General features: G+C 40.7%; 19 protein-coding genes and 1 pseudogene. 14 read left to right on the top strand and 6 right to left on the bottom strand.

The annotated features are described in order from the left end of the window. Window positions 1–299: 299 nt before the first annotated feature. Window positions 300–533 (top strand): EF-hand domain-containing protein, encoded by a 234-nt coding sequence (locus ACM5QX_RS05950; protein ID WP_414752792.1) that lies wholly within the window; start codon window positions 300–302, stop codon window positions 531–533. 379 nt (window positions 534–912) lie between these two features. Further along, a complete protein-coding gene (locus tag ACM5QX_RS05955; protein WP_011321348.1) occupies window positions 913–1,386 on the top strand; it encodes a hypothetical protein in 474 nt (157 codons plus the stop codon). A 300-nt stretch (window positions 1,387–1,686) separates the two neighbouring features. On the opposite strand, the gene ACM5QX_RS05960 is transcribed toward ACM5QX_RS05955, so the two are convergent. Then, on the bottom strand, window positions 1,687–1,929 hold the full coding sequence (locus ACM5QX_RS05960) for a hypothetical protein (RefSeq protein WP_414752793.1): 243 nt from the start codon (window positions 1,927–1,929) through the stop codon (window positions 1,687–1,689). 88 nt (window positions 1,930–2,017) lie between these two features. Between ACM5QX_RS05960 and ACM5QX_RS05965 the strand changes: the two genes are divergently transcribed. Beyond that, window positions 2,018–4,897 (top strand): pentapeptide repeat-containing protein, encoded by a 2,880-nt coding sequence (locus ACM5QX_RS05965; RefSeq protein ID WP_414752794.1) that lies wholly within the window; start codon window positions 2,018–2,020, stop codon window positions 4,895–4,897. 114 nt (window positions 4,898–5,011) lie between these two features. Here ACM5QX_RS05965 and uvrB read toward each other — a convergent pair whose 3' ends face one another. Beyond that, window positions 5,012–7,009: an excinuclease ABC subunit UvrB gene (gene uvrB / locus ACM5QX_RS05970; protein ID WP_414752795.1), complete on the bottom strand. Its 1,998-nt coding sequence runs from the start codon at window positions 7,007–7,009 to the stop codon at window positions 5,012–5,014. Window positions 7,010–7,325: 316 nt separating this feature from the next. Here uvrB and ACM5QX_RS05975 point away from each other — a divergent pair, with 316 nt between their 5' ends. The 4 genes from ACM5QX_RS05975 to ACM5QX_RS05990 all read left to right on the top strand — a co-directional run bounded on the left by ACM5QX_RS05975 (window position 7,326) and on the right by ACM5QX_RS05990 (window position 9,465). Beyond that, complete coding sequence (locus tag ACM5QX_RS05975; RefSeq protein ID WP_414752796.1) at window positions 7,326–7,808, top strand: hypothetical protein; 483 nt, start codon at window positions 7,326–7,328, stop codon at window positions 7,806–7,808. Between the two features lie 236 nt (window positions 7,809–8,044). Then, the gene (locus tag ACM5QX_RS05980) at window positions 8,045–8,227 is read left to right on the top strand and encodes a CsbD family protein (protein ID WP_011321341.1); all 183 of its coding nucleotides are present in this window, start codon (window positions 8,045–8,047) and stop codon (window positions 8,225–8,227) included. Window positions 8,228–8,468: 241 nt separating this feature from the next. Continuing rightward, window positions 8,469–8,909, top strand: a complete 441-nt coding sequence (locus ACM5QX_RS05985; RefSeq protein WP_414752797.1) for a hypothetical protein — start codon at window positions 8,469–8,471, stop codon at window positions 8,907–8,909. A gap of 34 nt (window positions 8,910–8,943) precedes the next feature. Beyond that, on the top strand, window positions 8,944–9,465 hold the full coding sequence (locus ACM5QX_RS05990; RefSeq protein WP_414752798.1) for a hypothetical protein: 522 nt from the start codon (window positions 8,944–8,946) through the stop codon (window positions 9,463–9,465). A gap of 82 nt (window positions 9,466–9,547) precedes the next feature. On the opposite strand, the gene rpe is transcribed toward ACM5QX_RS05990, so the two are convergent. Next, on the bottom strand, window positions 9,548–10,255 hold the full coding sequence (gene rpe, locus ACM5QX_RS05995; protein WP_011321338.1) for a ribulose-phosphate 3-epimerase: 708 nt from the start codon (window positions 10,253–10,255) through the stop codon (window positions 9,548–9,550). Window positions 10,256–10,456: 201 nt separating this feature from the next. On the opposite strand from rpe, the gene ACM5QX_RS06000 reads away from it, so the two are divergent. Beyond that, entirely contained in the window at window positions 10,457–12,046 is a 1,590-nt protein-coding gene (locus ACM5QX_RS06000; protein ID WP_414752799.1) for a S8 family serine peptidase, read from the top strand. Window positions 12,047–12,548: 502 nt separating this feature from the next. Beyond that, complete coding sequence (locus ACM5QX_RS06005; protein WP_414752800.1) at window positions 12,549–13,877, top strand: serpin family protein; 1,329 nt, start codon at window positions 12,549–12,551, stop codon at window positions 13,875–13,877. Between the two features lie 66 nt (window positions 13,878–13,943). Here ACM5QX_RS06005 and ACM5QX_RS06010 read toward each other — a convergent pair whose 3' ends face one another. Next, window positions 13,944–15,143 carry a glycosyltransferase gene (locus ACM5QX_RS06010; protein ID WP_414752801.1) on the bottom strand — a complete coding sequence of 400 codons (1,200 nt, stop codon included), beginning with the start codon at window positions 15,141–15,143 and terminating at the stop codon, window positions 13,944–13,946. A gap of 115 nt (window positions 15,144–15,258) precedes the next feature. On the opposite strand from ACM5QX_RS06010, the gene shc reads away from it, so the two are divergent. Further along, the gene (shc, locus tag ACM5QX_RS06015; RefSeq protein WP_414752802.1) at window positions 15,259–17,172 is read left to right on the top strand and encodes a squalene--hopene cyclase; all 1,914 of its coding nucleotides are present in this window, start codon (window positions 15,259–15,261) and stop codon (window positions 17,170–17,172) included. A gap of 14 nt (window positions 17,173–17,186) precedes the next feature. Here the strand turns inward: shc and ACM5QX_RS06020 are convergent. Beyond that, window positions 17,187–17,567, bottom strand: a pseudogene (locus ACM5QX_RS06020) (response regulator transcription factor); the annotation flags it as partial. Between the two features lie 297 nt (window positions 17,568–17,864). Beyond that, window positions 17,865–18,152, bottom strand: coding sequence for a Mo-dependent nitrogenase C-terminal domain-containing protein (locus tag ACM5QX_RS06025; protein WP_011321332.1), 288 nt, complete (start codon window positions 18,150–18,152; stop codon window positions 17,865–17,867). 524 nt (window positions 18,153–18,676) lie between these two features. Here ACM5QX_RS06025 and ACM5QX_RS06030 point away from each other — a divergent pair. From ACM5QX_RS06030 to ACM5QX_RS06045, 4 genes are all read left to right on the top strand, one after another. Then, window positions 18,677–19,291, top strand: coding sequence for a class I SAM-dependent methyltransferase (locus ACM5QX_RS06030; protein WP_414752946.1), 615 nt, complete (start codon window positions 18,677–18,679; stop codon window positions 19,289–19,291). A 782-nt stretch (window positions 19,292–20,073) separates the two neighbouring features. After that, a complete protein-coding gene (locus tag ACM5QX_RS06035) occupies window positions 20,074–20,778 on the top strand; it encodes an SDR family oxidoreductase (RefSeq protein WP_414752803.1) in 705 nt (234 codons plus the stop codon). A gap of 115 nt (window positions 20,779–20,893) precedes the next feature. After that, entirely contained in the window at window positions 20,894–21,928 is a 1,035-nt protein-coding gene (gene hppD / locus ACM5QX_RS06040; RefSeq protein WP_414752804.1) for a 4-hydroxyphenylpyruvate dioxygenase, read from the top strand. A gap of 162 nt (window positions 21,929–22,090) precedes the next feature. Continuing rightward, a complete protein-coding gene (locus ACM5QX_RS06045) occupies window positions 22,091–22,567 on the top strand; it encodes a hydrogenase maturation protease (protein WP_414752805.1) in 477 nt (158 codons plus the stop codon). The last annotated feature ends 247 nt before the right edge of the window (window positions 22,568–22,814 follow it).

Raw genomic sequence — 22,814 nt, forward strand, 5'->3', positions numbered from 1 at the left:
TGGGTTCCGCTATCGCTCCACCCAACCTACCATTCTCTTAACTGAACCGTATTGGTTCATACTCACCTTTATACTGTTTCTTGATGTAGCTTGCCTGGCGTAGCCATAGATGCACTTTATTCTGTACTGTAGAGACGTTGCGTGCAACGTCTCTACATCATTTATTTGGCGCAATTTCATAGAGAATTGGTATTAATATTCTTAATCTCAGTCCCAGCAATACCTATTTCTACATCTCAGGATATAAGTTTATTTAATTCTGAAATATTAAAGTGAAATATTAATTCAGATAGAAATTTATGACAACTGAGCAAGAGCTTCAATCTCTTTTTAATACCTTAGATCGTGATCAAGACGGTAAAATCTCCATTAATGAGCTTTTTTTAAGTCCTGGTTTAAGTGCAGTCATCTCATCAGAAACAAATACCAATAGCCCCCAAGAGTTGCTAGTACAGTATGACTCAGACGAAGACGGTAGTATTACCTTTGAAGAGTTAAAGAAAGCAGTTGAGAAAGCAAGTAATTTAACCTAGCAGTGATTAGAGTCGATGGCTAGATTGCTCTAGGACACGTCTCCTTCAGAAACTACGGTGTACACACAAGTCTTAAAATTCCCCTAGTAATTGGTTTCGTTATCTAGCTTTAGGTTGTGCGATGGCGTACCTCTCCGGCGGAGGCGATTAGTACTTGTGTATACAACGTAGCTACAAGTGAATGGGGATAGGGGGGTCAAGTTTTTGAGGCTTTGGTGTTAGCAATAATACTTTTCAAACCTCCCCTAAGGCTGGTAACAATCAAAATGCCGTATTTTCGGTGGTATAAAGAATTTTCCTTAATTGCTTAAAAGTAACTATAGCTGCCTAACTGACTTGGGGAATACTGAAATTAACAGTATCCAAGATTGTAGTAAATATGCCAGAAAATCGTATCAGTGCCAACCTATCCGCAGCAGATAGGGATGCAGTTATGCAGGCGATCGCTACTATCCGTGAAAAATTACCGTTTTTAATTGATTTGACAACGGAAGATCGCCGCACAATAGTCAAAATGGGGGATAAAAGTCGAGCATTTGTGAGCAAAGCTTTGGAAGTAGCCACACAAAACCCCAACTTTTTACCCCGTTCTTTTGATATAGAAGAAATGCGTCGGGATTTAACACTGTATGAAGCGTTGTATCCAGTGCTATTATCTTTAACCCAACTGCAAGAACTTGTAGATGATACCTGTATGGCATCTGGTAGTGAAGCATACACAGCAGCATTAGCCGTTTATAACTATGCCAAAGCTAGTGGTGATGTGGCTGGTTTAGATGCAGTGATTGATGAGATGGGACGTAGGTTTACCCGCCGTTCTAAGAAAAAGAAAGCCGAAGTTGTCGCTGGATAAGATTTAATATAGGCGATCGCATCAATGATTGAGATAAGGATACAAAATTTCTGTGTCCCTCTTATATATCAATACGGTTTAGTTAAGGGAATAGTAGGTTGGGTGTAGCGATAGCGTAACCCAACAAAGTATGCGTGAATGTTGGGTTCCGTTCCTCCACCCAACCTACACAATTCTAAATTGTTAGTCTTAACTCAACTGTATTGTCTTAATATATATTCCCTACAAATTTTTTCAGCCCACATGGGCAAATTTTGTTTTTATAGTTCCAATTTCCCATATTTAAGATATTTTTGAGGCTTAGAGGCTGATAATTGAGCTTCTGAGGCTGACGATTGAGGCTCTGATGCTGACAATTGAGCTTTTGATGCTGACAATTGAGCTTCTGAGGCTGACAGTTGAACCTCTGAGGCTAAAAGTTGAGCTTTTGATGCTGACAATTGAGCCTTTGAGGCTGACAGTTGAACCTCTGAGGCTGACAGTTGAGCCTTTGAGGCTGACAGTTGAACCTTTGAGGCTGACAGTTGAGCATTTTACAAACAAATTATTAATTTTTAACGTGAATTTTGAGAATATTAGTATAAAGTGATGCTTAATTTTTTCTTAAAGCAGTATTTTTTACCAAATTCCTATGAGCATGAGCAGTGAATCTGGAAAGCTAATTAGTAAGCCTATTCCATTTTGGAAAAAACCACCAAAGTTAGACTTTACAGAACTGTTTAAATCTCTGAGTAAAGCTGCTATAGATGGGGCTTTGCAAAATTGGACAGAGGTAGCAAAAGATGCGGTAGAAGCATTAGCAGCAATTGGTTTGGCAGAAACACCAGAGGAAATTGGCTGGTTACTTGTTTACCGTTCTTTAATTCAAGCAATGCTCAGTTTGGTAGAAGAGAATCGAGCTTTACTCTGGGAAACGCCAAATTCCAGTGACCTTGAGTTATTGTATAGTCACCTTAAGGAATCCTTAGAAAGTCAAGAGTTACGTATTGATCAGGATTTCTTTAACAATCCTAAAGATTTACCCATTCTCACAACAATTAAAAGTGCTTTTGGTGATTGGTTGCAATATTTTAGCTTAAACGCAGTTCAAGCTCAGACAATTGGCGATCGCTTACCTACTTATTTTATATTTGCTTTACATCAAGAGTGGGCAGAACATTCAGATAAATATGCTTGTCTAAAAGCAGAAGTTGATACTCCCTTTACTCAGGCTAACGAGCAAGAGCGCTTATGGATGCGTTATGCAGCTTGGCTACAAAAACAAGTAGCAGAGCCGATATTTGATGAAACCTTTGGCTTAGAAAAAATTTATATACCCTTGCGGGCTTACTATAAAATCCCAATTAAAACTCCAAAAGATAGTTATTCTGATCGTCAACGTCCAGAAGAAAAAAAATTTGAGCTAGTTGTCGTTGATTTAAAAACTGAACTAGAAGCTTGGTTAAACAAAGCTGCATCTCAAGATGCTATTCGGGTAATTAGTGGCGGCCCTGGTAGTGGTAAATCTTCTTTTGCTAAAATCTTTGCTGCTGAACAAGCTGCAAAAGGGGAAATTCAGGTTTTATTTGTTCCCTTGCATCGTTTTGAGGTTGAAGATAATTTAGTTAATGCAGTTGGTGAGTTTGTTAAGGCGAATAAATTCTTTAAGCATAACCCCTTAGAAGATAATCAACCATCACGGTTACTAATTATCTTTGATGGTTTAGATGAACTTGCTATGCAGGGTAAACTAGGTGCAGAAGTAGCTAAAGAATTTATTCAAAAAGTAGAAAGAAAAATAAATAACTCTAATCAACAGAAAACTTGTTTGCAAGTTTTAATTACTGGGCGTGAATTAGTAGTACAAGCCAACACAAATCAGTTTGATAAATCTCCACAAGAAATATTACATATCCTGCCTTATTTTCTGCCTGAATATGAGAGGTCTAATTACAAAGACGACAATAATTTGCTTGAGGCAGATCAACGGCAATCTTGGTGGCGAAAATATTCGGTAGCCAAGGATAAGCAATATAATGGCTTACCCCCAGCTTTAGACCAAGGAAAGCTAATAGAAATTACTGCTCAACCTCTGTTGAATTATTTAGTGGCTTTGAGTTATGACCGGGGTGAAGTAGAATTTTCAGAGAATAGCAACTTAAATACTATCTATGCAGACTTACTCAAAGCTGTTTATGAACGCCGTTGGGGAGATAGACAAAAGCATCCCATCGCTCAAGAGTTTACCATAGCGGATGATGAAGAATTTGCCCTCATTCTAGAAGAAATCGCCCTAGCTTGCTGGCATGGCAATGGTAGAACTACAACGGTTAGGGAAATTGAAAAGAAATGCAGTGGTAATAGTCATATCAAGCAACTTTTTATTAAATATCAGCAAGCAGCAGAAGCGGGTGTAACTCGTCTGTTAACAGCATTTTATTTCCGGCAGAGTGGAGTTAGAGAAGAAGAAAAGACATTTGAATTCACTCACAAGAGTTTTGGTGAATATCTCACAGCAAGGCGCATAGTACATGAACTAAGTTGGATTCACGAACAGTTAGAAGAACGTCAAAAAGACAAATATCATCGGAAAGGATGGGATGAAACTGAGGCTTTAAAAAACTGGGCAATTCTTTGTGGTACATCCCCAATTGATCGGTATTTGTTCGACTTCATTCGTGATGAAATACGTTTACAAAATCCCTTAAATGTTGAAAATTGGCAACAAACCCTGTGTCACTTAATTGGTTTTATGCTCAATCACGGAATGCCGATGGAACTTTTGCCTGAGATTAAGAGCTTTCATCAAGCTAATCAACAAGCACGTAATGCCGAAGAAGCTTTGTTAGTTGTTTTAAATGCTTGTGCTAGGGTGACGCAAAAGATTTCTAAAATTGAATGGCCTACGCCTGAAGCTTTTGGCACTTGGATTTCCCGCTTGCAAAGGCAAAGAGTTGGTTTTGACGCTGATATATTGTGCCTGAATTGCATGAGTTTTTTAGATTTACAAAACTGTCTTTTGATTACAAAAGACTTCTTTCGCGCAAATCTTCAAGGGGCGAATCTTCAAGGGGCGAATCTTGTAGGGGCGAATCTTCAACGGGCGAATCTTCAACGGGCGAATCTTCAACGGGCGAATCTTGTAGGGGCGAATCTTGTAGGGGCGAATCTTGTAGGGGCGAATCTTGAAGAGGCGAATCTTGTAGGGGCGAATCTTCAACGGGCGAATCTTGTAGGGGCGAATCTTCAACGGGCGAATCTTGAAGAGGCGAGTCTTGTAGGGGCGAATCTTGAAGAGGCGAGTCTTGTAGGGGCGAATCTTGAATGGGCGAATCTTAAATTGGCGAATCTTAAATTGGCGAATCTTAAATTGGCGGATCTTGAATGTGCGGATGTAGGGGCGAATCTTGAAGAGGCGAATCTTGAAGAGGCGAATCTTCAACGGGCGAATCTTCAACGGGCGAATCTTCAACGGGCGAATCTTGTAGGGGCAATTGTTGAATGGCCTCGAATTTTACCAGCAAATTTTTAAAGACCAAGCTTCTCAAAATGACAGGTCAGCAAATTTCTCTACCTGTTTTCACCGATTACATTTAAGAATGGTTGGGTTGTTCTGCGCTTAACCCAACCATTCTTAAATTACAAATTATCTTCCTACTAATTTATCTCGCAATTGTTTGATGCGATCGCGCAATTTTGCCGCTTCTTCAAATTCGAGTTTTTTTGATGCTTCTTTCATCTGTGCTTCTAATTTGTCAATCAAGTTAGGAATCTCCTCTAAGGGCAATTCATCGATATGTTCTTCGACAACTTTTAAGTCTGTGGCATTTAACCGTCGAGACACTTCCAAGAAAGACAAAATTGCATTACTCGATTTTTTGACAATCGGTTGCGGTGTAATTCCATGTAGCTTGTTATATGCCATTTGAATCCCGCGCCTTCTGTCTGTTTCTTCAATGGCTTTAATCATGCTGTCGGTTAAATTATCAGCATATAAAATCGCTTGTCCTCTGATGTGTCTTGCTGCTCTACCAATGGTTTGAATTAAAGAACGTTCCGCACGTAAGAAACCTTCTTTATCAGCATCCATAATCGCTACTAGGGAAACTTCTGGTAAATCCAAACCTTCCCGTAGTAGGTTCACACCCACCAAAACATCAAAGCTACCTTGGCGTAAATCCTGCAAGATTTCAATGCGTTGGATGGAATTAATTTCTGAATGTAAATACCGCACTTTCACGCCATGTTCTTGCAGATATTCTGTTAAATCTTCCGCCATGCGCTTCGTTAAAGTGGTAATCAATACTCTTTCATGGAGGTCTATTCTATCTTTTATTTCTCCTAACAAATCATCAATTTGTCCTTCTGTAGGACGCACGGAAATTTCTGGATCAATTACACCAGTTGGGCGGATTACTTGCTCAACTATGCGATTTTCTGATATTTCTAATTCCCAATTTCCTGGGGTAGCAGAAACAAAAATGCACTGATTGACTTTTTGCCAAAATTCCTCTGCTTTCAAAGGACGGTTATCAGCAGCACTAGGAAGCCTAAAGCCATGTTCAATTAATACTTTCTTCCTAGCTTGGTCGCCGTTATACATCCCCCGAATTTGCGGGACTGTAACGTGAGATTCGTCAATTACTAATAGCCAATCTTTAGGAAAATAATCAATTAAAGATTCTGGTGGTTCTCCTGCTTGTCTTCCTGCTAAATGTCGGGAATAGTTTTCTACACCGTTGCAATAACCCACTTCCCGCAGCATTTCTAAGTCATAGCGGGTGCGTTGGTCGATGCGTTGCGCTTCTACCAATTTGCCAGCTTCTTCTAATTCTGCTTTGCGCTGTTTTAATTCATAGGCGATATCTTCACAAGCTACCTCTAAACGTTCCTCTGGGGTAACAAAGTGACGTGCAGGATAGATATTTACTGCTTGTAAACTGTTGATAATTTCCCCTGTTACTGGGTCGATGTAGCGAATTGCGTCAATTTCATCACCAAAAAATTCTACCCGAATGATTCTGTCTTCGTAAGCAGGGCCGATTTCTAATACATCACCCCGGACGCGGAAACGACCTCTTCCCATTTCCACATCGTTGCGGCTGTATTGTACAGAGGCTAAATCCCGCAAAATTTCGCGCTGATTTACTTCCATGCCAATTTGCAGAGGGATAGCAGCTTTGAGATATTCGGCGGGGATACCCAAACCGTAAATACAACTAATAGAAGCCACAACAATCACATCACGACGCTCGAATAGCGATCGCGTAGCTGAATGTCGTAACATATCAATCTCATCATTAATCGAAGCCGTTTTTTCAATATACGTATCGGTAACGGGAATATAGGCTTCTGGTTGATAGTAATCGTAATAACTGACAAAATATTCAACGGCGTTATTGGGAAAGAACTCGCGCAATTCATTACAAAGCTGCGCCGCCAAGGTTTTGTTATGCGCCAGAACTAGCGTTGGTCTCCCAATTTTCTCAATCACTGCGGCGATGGAAAATGTCTTACCTGTTCCTGTAGCACCTAATAAGGTTTGGTAACGGTTGCCACCTTCAATGCTAGCAACTAACTGGGCGATCGCACTTGGTTGATCGCCTGTCGGACTAAAGGGAGCTTGCAGACCAAATTCTGTCATACATTTGTACTAAAGATACCCTATCTCATGTTAGCGATAAATTAATCAGGGTAGCGCTAAGTACTGAGTTACTAGTCAATAGTCCATAGTCAACAGTCAACAGTCCATAGTAAGCATTCTTGCCCCTGCTCCCAGAACTTTTCAATTAGCAATTTTCTTTTACAAATTTTCAGAATTTAAGTTTACTTATATGTCACTTTTGAAGATACTTATATATATGCAAGGTGCTTTAAGGGTAAACTCACTTATATAGGAAATAATTTGATTTTTCCTTAAGTATTGTAAAGTTACGTTAATAACCCAGAGGTGTTTAATTATGACCATTAGCAGTACCGGCAAAACGGTCAGTCCTCGGCAAAAACGCGCCAAGCTCAAAGGAGAAACAACAGTGGAAGTAGAAAATAATCAGGGTCAGAGCTTGAATAAAGAGCAAGTCGAGCCAAGCACTGAACTGTCAGTAGAGAAGTCCGATAAAAAAGAAGTTCTTGGAACACTCGCTGTTTCAGGAATACGCCCCATTGCCGGTAGTGACTTGCAAGTAGCTGAAACAATTTCCGTTGCTGGGTTACGTCCAATTAGTACTAGTACTTTGGACGTAGTTGAAACAATCGATATAATGGGACTTCGTCCAATTACAGCCCATACATTCAATATCGTAGACAGTATAAACCTATCTGGAATTCGTCCAATTGCTTCCAGTTCCTTGGTTCTGTCTAGCACCTACTCGTCGATGGGCGATCGTCCGGTTGCATCAAATACTATTGATGATTCTGATAGTCTGATGGGTTTTATAGATTAGTTCAGAAAATAATTCTATTAATTTATAGGTGATAAATCAGATCCCCGATTTTTCTAAAAAGTCGGGGATCTTTTGTTTTACTTTCGTTTTTTCACTCTTTTTGCATAGTAGATCAATATGTCTTGTGACAGAAGGCTATGGCAAAAGTTTTAAGCTACTTTGTAAATGTGATAACAAACAATTCAAAGTTTACTAATAACTTTGCAACTAAAATCTATAAAACTAAGGAGAGAAAAATGAGCTTAGAAGATAAAGCAAAAGCCACTGCTAAAAATATTGAAGGTAAAGCTCAAGAAGCTTTAGGTAATGTAACTGGTGACCCTAAAGATAAAGCTGAAGGCAAAGCTAAACAAGCCGAAAGTGAAGTCCGTCATGCTGTTGAAGATGTTAAGGACAACGTAAAGAAAAAGATAGACTAAAGCTATTGAGCTGATATTCTCAGGTAGTTTGAAAAAAGACAATTGTCTTTTTTCTACCTATTGGTGAAAGGTTTAGTTTGGGAGATGGAGGCTAATCTATAAGGCTGTTGTAGAGATTTGATTCGTCATATCTCTACATTTTTCAAAAAGTTTCTCTGAGCTAATTATTTGATTAAATATCACATCAATAACCTTAATAAATAGCTTGTTATAAATCGTATGTAAATGGGAGAGATAAACAATGACTTGGGTTCAGCAGAGCAGGAAAATCTTGACTACTGTTGTCTTAGTTTTCACGTTGATGCTTATGACTGCTTGCGGTGGTGGAAACGTAGCTCAACTTGACCGGACAAGCACCCCATCAGCAATTAGTGGTGGTACAGCTTATTCCCAATTAGAGAGGGGAAACTCGCCATCTGGACAAACTTTTGGTAACTGGGTTGTACAGACTTCTCAAGGATTAATTCAAGATGCGTATGTGCGTGATAACAACAAGCTAGGAGTTGTGATTTCGCGTCAAGTACGTCCTAACGAAGTGCGACCTCTAGTCAAATCTTTAACCCAAGGTTTCCGCAAAAACTTTCCCAATCAAGATTTAACTGTTCTCGTGTATGGGCCTGATAAAAAGTTGATTTTGACGGCTAAGTACGACGTTCAGACTAACCAAATTCAGTATACCTAATCGCTGAATTGGCATTAATAAGGAGAAGAGAAAAGTGACAAGTAGCGAAGAATACAGACGGCAAATCATGAGAGATTTAGCTGAAGGTAATGTGGAATCTTTAGATAGTCCAACGGGTGATCCTGCAACTGAATACGAAACCTTTGACGATTTCGCCCAACGGACAACCACAGATCAGCGTCGTCAATTTTTTGACCGGTCTTTCCAGCCTAATCAAATTCCTTCCAGTCAAATGGAACCAGAATTACAAAAAGCGATCGCCCAAATCAAGCCCAACGAACGGGATGATGTCGCCCGCGCCTTTTTCAAACACTTCAAGCAACGGGGATTAGATGATAAACACCTAGAACAACAACTAGGACTTAGCACTCACCACGCCAGCCGCATGAATGCTGATGATGTCAGCAAACTTGCATCCTTCGCCTATCACAACCACCCCGACATTTTCCGCGAAGTCCTCGCAGAACAACCAGGAATTATGAAATTCCTCAGCAATCCTGTAGTTGCAGGGCTAATTGGTATCGCCGCCGCTAAGTGGTTGGGTAGCCGCAAATAGATTTTGAGTTATAAATTCCCATGATAAAAAAAAGGCGATCGCACAAGCGATCGCCTTTTTTTGTTAACGATGAGAAACTAAATTAAACCTTAGCTAATTCTGGTGTCGGACGCTTGCTGTTGCGAATATTGGTAATCGCCTCTGCATAATCCTTAGCGTTAAATACAGCAGAACCAGCCACAATTGCATTCGCACCTGCTTCTAAAACTTGCCAAGTATTATTAGCCTTGAGTCCACCATCTACTTCAATCCAGGGGTCTAAACCGCGTTCATCACACATTTGACGCAACTTGCGGATTTTGGGAACTACGCCAGGAATGAAGCTTTGACCACCGAAGCCTGGGTTAACACTCATAATTAGTATGAGGTCGCACAGTTCTAGAACATATTCGATGAGTTCTAAAGGTGTACCAGGGTTGAGTACGACACCTGCTTGTTTACCTAATTCTTTGATTTGTCCCAGGGTGCGGTGCAGATGTGGTGAAGCATTATGTTCACAATGAACAGAAATGATGTCAGCCCCTGCTTTAGCAAAATCTTCTACATACTTTTCTGGTTCCACAATCATCAAGTGGACATCCAGAGGTTTTTTTGTAACTGGACGAATTGCCTCCACTACCAGAGGACCTATCGTAATATTAGGTACAAAACGACCGTCCATTACATCAACATGAATCCAATCAGCTCCAGCTGCATCTACAGCACGAATTTCATCACCTAGACGGCTAAAGTCGGCTGATAGGATAGATGGAGAGATTACTATGGGTTTTTCAGATCGGTTTTGGGTCATGGCTGGTGGGTTTTTAAGCGTCCTCGTCTGTAAGCATTGTAACAAAATACTGTAACAAAATATTGAGGATTTTTAGAAATTGGGGGCTGGGGATTGGGGACTGGGGATTGGGGACTGGGGACTGGGGAGTAGGGGAAGAATTACTATTGACTATTGACTATTGACTATTGACCAATGACAACTGACCACTGACTAATAACAATGAAAAAACTAACTTGGATAATTTGCGGATTAAGTGCTTCTTGTTTAAGTGTGCCTGTGTTGGCTGCGGCTTTACAAAGTTCTTTGGGAACTAACGGTATTGATGCTTTGAAGTTACACCAACCTCCTTATAATTTGCTTGGTAGAAAGATTGCTATCGGTCAGGTGGAAATTGGTCGTCCGGGGATGTTTGGTTGGGATAAGGCTGTGTCTAAAAACCGTGCCGTTTCGCTGGCGGCTGTTTTTTTACGCAATGGCCCAGCTAAATCTAATAATGGTGTTGACCCCCATGCTTATAATGTGGCTGGTGTGATGGTGAGTAGGGACAAAGGTTTACCTGGGGTTGCACCAGCCGCGAGATTATATTCATCGGCGGTAGGTTCTACTAAAAATATGGGTCAACCGGAAGAGTGTTTATCGGCCCAGCACATAGCATTACAAAATGGTGGTGATGTCCGCGCTATTAACTTTAGCTTTGGTGAACCTCTTAACCGTGACCCTCGACCAGAGGCTGTTTTAGATGGGAATGCTTTACTTACCTTGTGTGTTGACTGGTCGAGTCGTGTTCATGATGTCGTGTATGCGATCGCAGGCAATCAGGGTAAAGGTGGTATTCCTATCCCTACAGATAATTTTAACGGAATCAACGTGGCTTTTTCATCCCGGAGAGGGGGAATTTTTAATAAAGTTGACGTTTCTAACCTAGCAGGTGTTAATCAAGGTGTTAGCGGTCGCTTGGCTGGTAAGGAATTTAATATAGATGGTCGTCGCGCTGTGAGTATAGTAGCGCCTGGTAGTAATATTAACTTGCTCAATCCTGATGGTAAGTTGAACAAGGTTACAGGTACAAGTTTTGCTGCTCCCCATCTCACCGCTACGGTGGCTTTGCTACAAGAGTTTGGTGATAGACAGTTACGCACCAAAAAACCAAATTGGAGTATTGATAGCCGTCGTCAGCAAGTGATGAAAGCAGTACTACTCAATTCAGCCGAAAAGATTCAAGATAGTGGTGATGGTTTACGCTTGGGCATGACTCGCACACTTATTGATAAACAAAGCCAAGATTGGTTGTCTTCTGATGCCTATCAAGACCCAAAAATTCCCTTGGATGCCCAAATGGGAACGGGTCATTTAAATGCGTTTCGTGCTTATCAGCAATTTAGTGCTGGTCAATGGCAACCAACAGCACCAGTTCCAAGTATTGGCTGGGATTATCGACAAGTAGATGTAGGGAAGTCTGTTGAGTATGGGTTAACAAGGCCACTCAAGAAAGATAGTTTTGTTGCTATTACTCTTAGTTGGAACCGTTTGGTAGAATTAAATGATACTAATAAAAATCAGCAATTTGATGTAGGTGAAAATTTCCGCGATCGCCAGCTAAATAATCTGGATCTTTATTTAGTAAAAGCGGATACCAACGATACAGATTCTGCTGTTGTTTGTGCTTCTATTAGTGAAGTTGATAGTGTAGAACATATTTTCTGCCCTGTTCCTGCTAATGGAAACTACAAAATCCGTGTCCAGTTCCAGAAACAACTTAATGAAGCCACTCAACCCTATGCCTTAGCTTGGTGGACAGTGTCTAATTAAAGAGTAGGCTATGCCAACAAAATTTAAAATAAATGTTTGAAACCCTTACACCCCTACACCCGTTATCAACAAAAAATCCGGGTCGTTAGGTTTGAGAATAGTTATTTCTAGGACTTACGCACTGAACCACAAAACCCTTCTGAGGATGGTCAATAGTCAATATTCCACAGCCCAAAAACCTTGACTTTAACTATTGACTATGGACTATTGACAAAAAAGCGAGAAAATTAGTAACACTACATAAGTCCTAATTTAGTAGTCTAAAATACAAATATTCAGCCTTAAGATAAACTACCAAAATTAAATGCTGCAAAGTCGATAGGTGGTGCCATATTGAGGGATTTTTTGCAATAGATATATTTACCTTTCTTGCCAAATTCATTGTTACTAAAACTGTAACCGTCGAGTGTTTCAGTTGTGTTAATGCAATAGTAAATAAGCAATACGGCATTAACGTCAAGTTTGGTAGATAGCTAAAAACTTTGGCACACGAGGTAGTAACATGAATCGGCAGAAGTTCAGTGGTGTGAAAGACAGTTTTTTACAAAGACGTTACGCTGTTAGTCTGGGAAGACGTTATGTTCTAGCAGCAGCTAGCGTGGTTTTATTCAGTGTACTAGGTTGTTCTCAAGTTAATCCTGACACAAGTGCGCTGGCCCAGACTGGGGTATCTCCAGCAGAATCTTCATTGCAAAAAAAAACAGTAGTGCCTGATACTAAAATTGTCGATGCTAATAATAAGTTTGGCTTTAAGCTATTTTCGGAAATTGCAAAAGAAGATGGTAACGCCAAAAATATTTCTGTATCGCCGACGAGTGTAGCGATCGCCCTAGCTATGACCTACAATGGCGCTAGCGGCTCTACGCAAAAAGCAATGGCTAAAACCCTAGAGTTACAGGGTATCAGTCTACCAGAACTTAACTCTGCTTACGCTTCATTAAACAAGCTGCTACAAAATCCTGGTGAAAATGTCCAACTGACTATAGCTAACTCCCTGTGGGCTAATCAAGATGTGAGTTTGCGTCCCGAATTTGTGCAAACTACCCGCGATTTCTATCAAGCCAAGGTGACAAATTTAGACTTTAAAAATGTCACGGCTGTAAATACAATTAATTCCTGGGTGAAGGAAAATACTAAAGGTAAAATTGACAAAATTGTCGATAATATTGAACCAAATCAGGCGCTATTTCTCATCAACGCCATATATTTTAATGGCAAATGGAGTAGTGCTTTTGATAAGTCTCAAACAACACCACAGACATTTTACACTGCATCGGGTCAGCAGACACAACACCCAATGATGTCACAAACGGGTGAATATAGATATTATGAAACACCACAATTTCAGTCTGTAAGTTTACCTTATGGTCAAGATGGCAAGGTGAGTTTGTATATCTTTTTGCCCACAAAAAACTCTAATCTCAAAGCCTTTTATCAAAACTTAAATGCAGAGAATTGGGAAACATGGATGCCTCAGTTGAGGAACCGTGAAGGCTCTATTCGTTTACCGCGTTTTCAGACAAACTATGATATCACCTTGAATGATGCCCTGAAATCTTTAGGTATGGCAGAAGCCTTTAGTGATAAAGCCAACTTTTCTGGTATCGGCGACAATTTAACTATTAGCCAAGTTAGACATAAAACTGTGATTGATGTGAATGAAGAAGGTACAGAAGCTAGTGCAGCAACTTCTGTAGGCATGGTAGCGACATCTTTGAGAGAGCCACAACAGCCATTTAAAATGATTGTTGACCGTCCCTTTTTCTATGCAATTCGTGATAATCAAAGCAAAAATATCTTGTTTATGGGTGCGGTTGTAGAACCAAATTAAACCAATTCAAATCAACAAAACCCTTATGCTGTATTCATTTTGAATTTTGGATTCCGTCTTGCGATACTAGCCTGGGTATACTCTACCTTTCCACGCACCACCACGCCCTTGCCAATGACGGAATGCAGAGTCAATGGTCATGAGGGTATAGAGAAAAGCGATCGCTGGTAAACTAAAAGCTAATAACGGAGAAAGTTTATAAAAACGAGTCGTGGGGAAATAAGCCAAGGACATCAACAACCATACAACTAAACCTAAAAATGCGATCGCCCAATCTGCTATCAATACACCGATAATAGTAGCTACAGGTGGGAGCAAATAAATTAACGTCATCCCTACAACAGTTCCCAACAGTAACCAGGGGGAATAATTTAACTGAGTGTATGCAGTCCGCGCCACCATATCCCAAATTGTTTGCAAAGATTCATATGGTCGTAGACTGCGAGTTGATGAACTCAGTCCTAGCCAGATTTTTCTGGAAGTAGCATTGTTTAATTTATCTCCTTTTCTTCCTTGTCCCCCAGATTTGACGATTTGTGCGAGGGTGCAATCATCAATTAAGGCTTGGCGAATGACTTGAATGCCACCAATTTTTTCTAGGGCTTCTCGACGAATTAAAATAGACCCACCAGCCGCCGCAGCCATTTTGTTTTTGGGGTTATTTACCCAGCGAAAGGGGTAGAGTTGTTGAAAGAAAAAGACAAAGGCGGGAATTAAAAATTTTTCCCAAAAGCTTTCACACCTGAGTTTTACCATTACAGATGCTAGGTCTAAATCTTCCTGTAGGGCTTTGGCGACTAATCGCCGCAGGTTGCTGACATCATGTTCAATGTCTGCATCCGTGAGGAAAAAATAATCTGGTGCAAATGTCTTGGCTTTTTGAATGCCTTGTTCAACTGCCCAGAGTTTACCAGACCAACCAGGGGGTAAGGATTCGCCAGAAACAATGTGTAATTGTTGGGCTTTGTCTACAGCGTGGGCTACCCCTTCAGCAAAAGCGGCTGTACCGTCCGTACTTTGGTCATCAACTAAAAAGATGTGGAAGTCTCCAGGATAATCTTGAAGCAGGAGCGATCGCAAGCTCATCGGTATTAACTCAGCTTCGTTACGTGCGGGGATAACTGCACAAATTTTTGGTAAAGATGCTAAGGGAATCTCCTTACCTTCTAATCTCTGGTCTAACCGCCAAAACTGCCCCCAAAAAACTAATAATCCCAACCAAATAACCAAAGATAACAATATTAACCCTAAAAAGAACGCACCCATCTGTCTGTTACCGCTTCAATACTATGGGGACTAATTATTTTTGAATTTTGAATTGATTAGCCTCAAACACAATACAATATTTGCTGAGTGTGGTAAAAATTTTTTGTAGTATTTGATGCGAACACAAGACAGGGTACAAGTCAATTCTATTGCAGAGGCGATCGCAGCTAGTCAAAAATATCTGCTATCACTACAAAATCCGGCTGGTTACTGGTGGGCGGAGTTGGAATCGAATGTCACCATTACGGCTGAGGTTGTTTTACTGCACAAAATTTGGGGAACAGATAAAACTCGACCTCTACATAAAATAGAAGCTTACCTGCGATCGCAGCAAAAGCAACATGGTGGTTGGGAACTATTTTATGGGGATGGGGGCGAACTCAGCACATCGGTTGAGGCGTACATGGCGCTGAAGTTGCTTGGTGTACCTGCAACCGACCCCGCCATGATTCGGGCGCGAGATTTTATTCTCCAGCGTGGTGGTATCAGCAAAACCCGCATTTTTACCAAGTTTCACCTCGCACTCATCGGCTGTTACAACTGGCGTGGTCTTCCTTCCCTCCCAGCTTGGGTGATGCTGTTACCCAATCAATTCCCTGTGAATATTTACGAGATGTCCAGTTGGGCCCGTTCTAGCACTGTCCCACTGTTGATTGTCTTTGACCAAAAACCTGTCTATCAAGTCAACCCAGCCATTACTCTAGATGAGTTATACGCGGAAGGTGTGGAGAACGTCCGCTATGAATTACCCCGCAGTGGTGACTGGACTGATTTATTCCTCACTTTAGATGAAGGCTTCAAGCTGGCGGAAAGTTTCAATTTTATTCCCTTTCGAGAAGAAGGTATCAAAGCTGCGGAAAAGTGGATTATAGAACGCCAAGAAGCCACAGGCGATTGGGGGGGAATTATTCCCGCCATGTTAAATTCCATGCTGGCTTTGCGTGTTCTGGGTTATGCCACAAACGACCCAATTGTAGAACGGGGTTTGCAAGCCATTGATAACTTTGCCATCGAAACAGCAGATTGTTATCGAGTCCAGCCTTGTGTATCACCTGTGTGGGATACAGCTTGGGTGATTCGGGCATTTATTGACTCTGGTATGGCACCAGACCATCCGGCTATAATCAAGGCGGGAGAATGGCTATTACAAAAGCAAATTCTTGACTATGGTGATTGGAATGTCAAAAATCGCCAAGGTCAGCCAGGGGCTTGGGCGTTTGAGTTTGAGAATCGCTTTTACCCAGATGTGGATGATACGGCTGTTGTTGTTATGGCACTCCACGCCGCTAAACTCCCTCATGAACAATTAAAACAGAAGGCGTGCGATCGCGCTCTCCAATGGGTAGCATCAATGCAATGCAAACCAGGCGGTTGGGCAGCTTTTGATATTGATAATGACCAAGATTGGCTCAATGCCGTACCCTATGGCGACTTAAAAGCCATGATTGACCCCAACACAGCAGATGTTACCGCCAGGGTAATCGAAATGTTGGGTGCTTGTAATTTATCTATCGATTCCCACGACTTGGAACGGGCGCTGACTTATCTATTAAATGAACAGGAAGCAGAAGGCTGTTGGTTTGGGCGTTGGGGCGTAAATTACATTTATGGAACTAGCGGCGTTCTTTGCGCCTTGGCTTTAATCAATCCGCAAAAATATCAACGCCATATTCAACATGGTGCTAATTGGTTAGTTGGTTGTCAAAACCCCGATGGCGGCTGGGGTGAAACTTGCTTTAGCTACAACGACCCCAGCCTGAAAGGTCAAGGTGACAGTACACCATCCCAAACAGCCTGGGCGTTAATTGGGTTGATAGCAGCTGGCGAAGCTACTGGTAATTTTCCTCATGATGCCATTGAACGAGGAATTCATCATCTGGTATCCACTCAACAACCAGACGGTAGTTGGTTTGAGGCATACTTTACCGGAACAGGTTTCCCCTGTCACTTTTATCTGAAGTATCACTACTATCAACAGTACTTTCCTTTAATTGCCCTTGGTCGTTATCAAGCAATTAACCCTCTTTAACTGCCTCACTATTTATCAGCTGCATCTGCTTGTTGCGTTTTGCGTAAATGAGAGCAGACTTTAGTTAATAATTCCTCAATATTAAAGGGTTTGACCACATAATCGGCAGCACTAGCATCTAAACCAGCAATGCGAGCAGTGACTTCATCTTTAACCGTTAACAATATTATCGGTATATTTTTGGCACTATTCCTCAAGCGGTGGCAAATTTCCCACGCCGACAAACCAGGAATTTTCCAATCTAAAATTATCAAATCTAGCTGCAATTGCCCTGCTGCAATCATTGCTGTTAATCCATCGTAGGCGACACTAACCTGATACCCTTGATAGTTTAGTTCCAATTCCAGAAATCGTGCTAGTTTGACTTCATCTTCAACCAGTAAGATGTGCGTCATGATCGAGCAAAAGTAAAAAGGTAAGGTAACAATTGTGAGATACCAATACTGTAAGCGTTTAGGCGATCGCATATAGTCTTGTTATTGCTGATATGCTGTAATAGCCAGTTATAACGCCAATAATATGGACATCTAATTAGTTCTAGGCTAGCTTATTATACTTTTGCTTAAGTAACAACCGTAAGTTTGCACAGTAATAAATACTATTAGGGGTAGTGGGGCGTTGAGTAGTGTCTTTTGTGATGAGTAAAAAATCTTATCTTTAGCCTTTCATCCCTCAATCTTAGCTTCTTTTCCTTAGCAATAAACTGTGATATCTTCACCACACTCATCAGCTAGGTAACACAAGGCTTTAAAACGTAAACCCACAACTTCCTCATATAAAGGATTTAACTTACACATTGGCGGAATATGAAACAATATACGGCCAAATAGGTTCACATCTCGTTCAAACGGACATTGAGCAGGGATAACTTTGCATAACAGACGAGCTAGTTTAGAGTTATGAATTTCAACTCTTCCTAACCATATGCGGATAGGATGTAGTAAGTCTTTGTGAGAGTAAGTTTGCAGTAAGCTTGTCATCATAATTCACCTCTGTTGTTGATTTTTAACCTCTATAAGTACATACGGTTGGAGTACCTGTTTTTATGCAGTAATTATTCGCTGTTTAATTCTCAGTAGAGTTAACTTCTATATCTGAGAACATTCTTAACTACACCTACCAATACTAGGATTACGGAAGATTAATCACCATACTTCCCATAACTGTGTTGCTAAATACTAGTCTAGACATAGGATGAATATGCGATTTTATAACTATACTTAGAGTAGAAATTGCTTACCAAAAACTTGATGTGATTGACAACACCCATCCTACAGATATTACTAATATCCTCAATCATTAAATTGGATTGCTATATTGTTAAATGTAGCGCAAAATTCTTTAAGCCCAGCTTATACCAATTCTCAATAAAGTTGCGCCTAATAAATGATGTAGAGACGTTGCATACAATGTCTCTAAAGTACAGAATAAAGTGGATCTATGGCTACGCCAGGCAAGCTACATCAAGAAACGGTATTAAGCATCAATACTCCACAAGAAAATGATGACTAATGATTTCTTAAAGAACAAAAAGTTTATTTTTGACCGTTGGGCTAATAGTTATGACTGGCTATTTCCCTCAATTTTTTACCAAGCCATTCACAAGCGGTTGCTGGAATTTGTCGATTTACCACAGCCAGCCAACATACTTGATTTAGGTTGTGGAACTGGGCGCTTATTAGAACGCCTTGCGAATAAATTTCCCAAACTGCGAGGTACAGGCTTAGATTTATCTTCTAATATGTTACGCCAAGCAAGACTGAGTAATCGCCATCATCCCCGGTTAATTTTTCTGGAAGGGAAAGCGGAATCTCTTCCTTTTGGCGATGGTCAATTTGATGCTGTGTTCAACACCATCAGTTTCTTGCATTATCGTGAACCGGAACAGGTGCTACAAGAAGTGTCGCGGGTGCTTTCTCCTGGTGGACGTTTTTATTTGGTGGACTTTACCACCACAAGGGAAAAATTACCAGAAATATTGCCAATATCTTCTCAGGGAATTAGATTCTATAGCCCCCACCAACGTGAAGTTCTTGGCTCATCTGCGGGGCTATTGTGTGTGAATCATCATTATTTATTAGGGCCAGTTTTGCTGACCATTTTTGCTAAACCAAACTAATTGTTATCGGAAAAAGTTAGGTTGAAAACCGGACTTGCGTCCCGCTACGCTAACGCCCCTAATGGGAGAAAAAATCCTTGTTTTCCAAGGTAGGTAGAAACCCCATCCCCTGTGGATGGCTGTCTTTAATTTTGAATTTTGAATTTTGAATTTTGAATTGATTCATAACGCAACAACACCCAAACATCTACTAGTTGTTAGAATTTCCTCTCCTTGCTTATTTTATTCAGGGATATAATCACCATTTACCATTACATTCAAGCAACAGTAATAGATTACAGCGCCCCCATTTTAGGATATATGAGGAAATATCAACTTTCGTGTTGGGTGTTGTCGGTTTTAAACGAGACAGACCTTAAATTAAACAGCGTTTTTTACCTCTTTATCTTGTTTTACACACTAGCTGTTACATCTGCCAGGGAAGCTTTATTTGTAGCTTCAATTATTAGATTAGCACCCGCTATAAACTTTGGGAATTACTTGCAAATAAACTTTACTTTTTCCCAATGTTCATTTTATGCTCTAGCCTGCTATTTATCTGGATAAAATTGATGGAAATATCTGGCAAGATAGTCATAGTTATTTGAGCGATCGCTTCTTTAATTCTTAAGTAATGTTGCTCATTCTAGGAATGACATTCATTTTATTGACCGAAGATAAAAAAGATACAAACTACCCGGCTACTCATCCATGTATGAGCGATCGCTTTTGCTTCGTCTCTACACCCTTTTTCCGCCCGTAATTGAGTATTATGTAATATGTAAAGAAATGTAAATAAAATAATGCAGAATAAAGTTGTCGTAATTGTGGGTGCGAGTGGCGGTATTGGTTCAGCCTTGGCTGATAAACTAGCCTCTGTTGGGGCGAAATTAGTGCTAGCAGCCAGAGATAGCAGCCGTCTGGCGGCGTTGGCAAATGATTTACCGGGGGAAGTCTTAACTATTCCTACCGACATTACTGACGCGTCACAGGTGGAGAATTTAATTCAAAAAACAGTGGTTGAGTTTGGTCAAATAGATGTACTAGTAAACGCGGCTGGTGTTGGTATTCTCAAGCCTTACAACAGCGTGGAACCAGCCGATTTAGACAAAATGTTAGATGTCAACCTCAAAGGTAGCTTCTACACAACTCAAGCAGCAGCCGAAGAGATGCAGAAACGCAAGTCTGGACATATTTGCAATGTCGTGGGAATTTTAGGTAAGCATTCAATGCCGATGGCTGCTGCTTATTCTGCCTCTAAGTTTGGTGTTGTGGGTTTTAGCAAATGCTTGGCGGAAGAACTGAAGCGTTTTGGTATTAAATTTACCTTATTTTATTTTGGTGGCGTAGATTCCCCATTCTGGGATAATGTCAGTCTGAAGGTAGACAGGAAAAAAATGCTGAGTACTGAGACTGCCGCTAATGCTATTTTCTTTGCTCTCTCGGCTGAACCACAAGCTGTACCGCTAGAAATTAACATTCAGCCTGATAGCCACTTGTTTTTCTAGAATTAAAGTAGCTCTTATGTGTTTATATAATTCTTGCTTAGGCAGGAAGCGAAAATCTGGCTAAAAAGACAAAATTTACAGTTAGATAAGCTGTGGTGCTGGATTTTCAAGATTTATGAAAATTGATCATGTTCATTTCTATGTCGAAGATGCCAAGGTGTGGCGGGATTGGTTCCTCAAATATTTGGGCTTTACCGCAGTAACTAGTAATATCAGTTCTCTACACACCTGTACAGAGGTAGTGAAAAGTGGAGATGTCTGCTTTTTGCTATCTTCTCCATTATTGCCTACTAGTCCCGTAGCGGAATTTCTGCGTCAACATCCTCCTGGTGTGGCAGATGTGGCGTTTGCGGTAAAAGATGTAGAAACAGCGATCGCTCATGCCGAGGCTCACGGTGCTACAATCCTACAATCCATAGGGGAACGTCGCATTGGTAATATCTCCCGTAAGTGTGGCAAAATAGCCGCCTGGGGTGGCTTAACTCATACGTTAATCGAAAAATTAAGTCCAGATAGCCAGATAATTGCATCACCTAATTTTATTACCTCCATAGACCATATAGTCTTAAACGTCGCCATAGGTGAGTTAGAAGCTGCTGTAGTTTGGTATGAGAAAATTCTCGATTTGCAACCCCGACAAGCTTTTAAAATTCAAACCGATCGCTCGGCACTGCACAGTCAAGTCATGGTTTCCCGTGATGGTAGTGTACAATTGCCAATTAACGAGCCAGCATCCAGCAATTCCCAAATACAAGAGTTTTTAAATTTTAATCGTGGGGCAGGTATTCAACATATCGCCTTACAAACACAAAATATTGTCGATGCCATCGCCCAATTTCGTAACCGTGGTTTACCACTGCTTTCAGTTCCCCAAACTTATTACACACAACTCAAACAGCGTCTAGAAATCCCTCTCTCATCCACAGAATTAGAGGCGATCGCTCAACAAGAAATTCTGGTAGACTGGCGAAAGGATAATCAAAATGGGGTATTATTGCAAATTTTCAGCCAACCCATATTTGCAGAACCAACTTTTTTCTTAGAATTTATTGAACGTCGTTCCCAAGCACAAGGCTTCGGTGAAGGTAACTTCCGCGCCTTATTTGAAGCCATCGAAAGCGAACAAATGAAGCGGGGAACTCTTCAATAATAATTTCCGCCCCACTCCCTTATTTTCCATAAATTTTCGTTTCCTCACGACATCCTCAAATTTTTCTCTTACTCTCAAACCTAGTCGAATCTGGAGTTTTGTAGAATAATTCTCATGAAACAAACCCATGACTGAGATGAATTTGTATAAGAGCCAAAAATCATGAAAAAAACTGTAATGGTAATTGGATATGGCAATGATCTGCGTAGTGATGACGGTATTGGAAAATGGATCGCTAATGAGGTAGATTCCTGGCATTTACCATCTGTTGAATCCCTTGCAGTTCATCAACTTACACCTGATTTAGCGGATTCATTAGCAAGTGTTAATATGGCTATTTTTATCGATGCTTGTTTGCCAGTAGATGGCTTTGATGTCAAAGTACAGCCACTCTTAGCGGCCGATGATATCGATAGTAACGTCCATACAGGTGATCCGCGATCGCTTTTAGCCTTGACACAAGCCCTCTATGGTAATTGTCCAACAGCTTGGTGGGTAAAGATTCCAGGCGTTAACTTTGAAATAGGCGATCGCTTTTCACCCACTGCGGAAACCGGGAAGGCGATCGCTTTAGTGAAAATCATTCAAATACTTGACAAAGTAAAAAACTTATGGTTTGACATTGGGGCGGTAGCGTAATTGATCATTTCTAATTTACGATTCGTGATTGATAATTCATAATTTAAAAATTCAAATTTTATCCAGATTTATGGGCTGGAAACTATTGCTAAACTTTAGGAAACAAGCACAAGATAAGGGAACACAAAAAAATAAAAAACTCCACCCACAAGGGGATGGAGTTTTGTCAGTGGTCAGTGGTCAGTAGTCAGTAGCAAAGACACCTAAAAACCACCCACAAGGGGATGGGGTCTTAGACCAGATCCTT

This window comes from Anabaena sp. CCY 9910 (genome assembly GCF_963920875.1).
Taxonomy (GTDB): Bacteria; Cyanobacteriota; Cyanobacteriia; order Cyanobacteriales; family Nostocaceae; genus Trichormus; species Trichormus variabilis.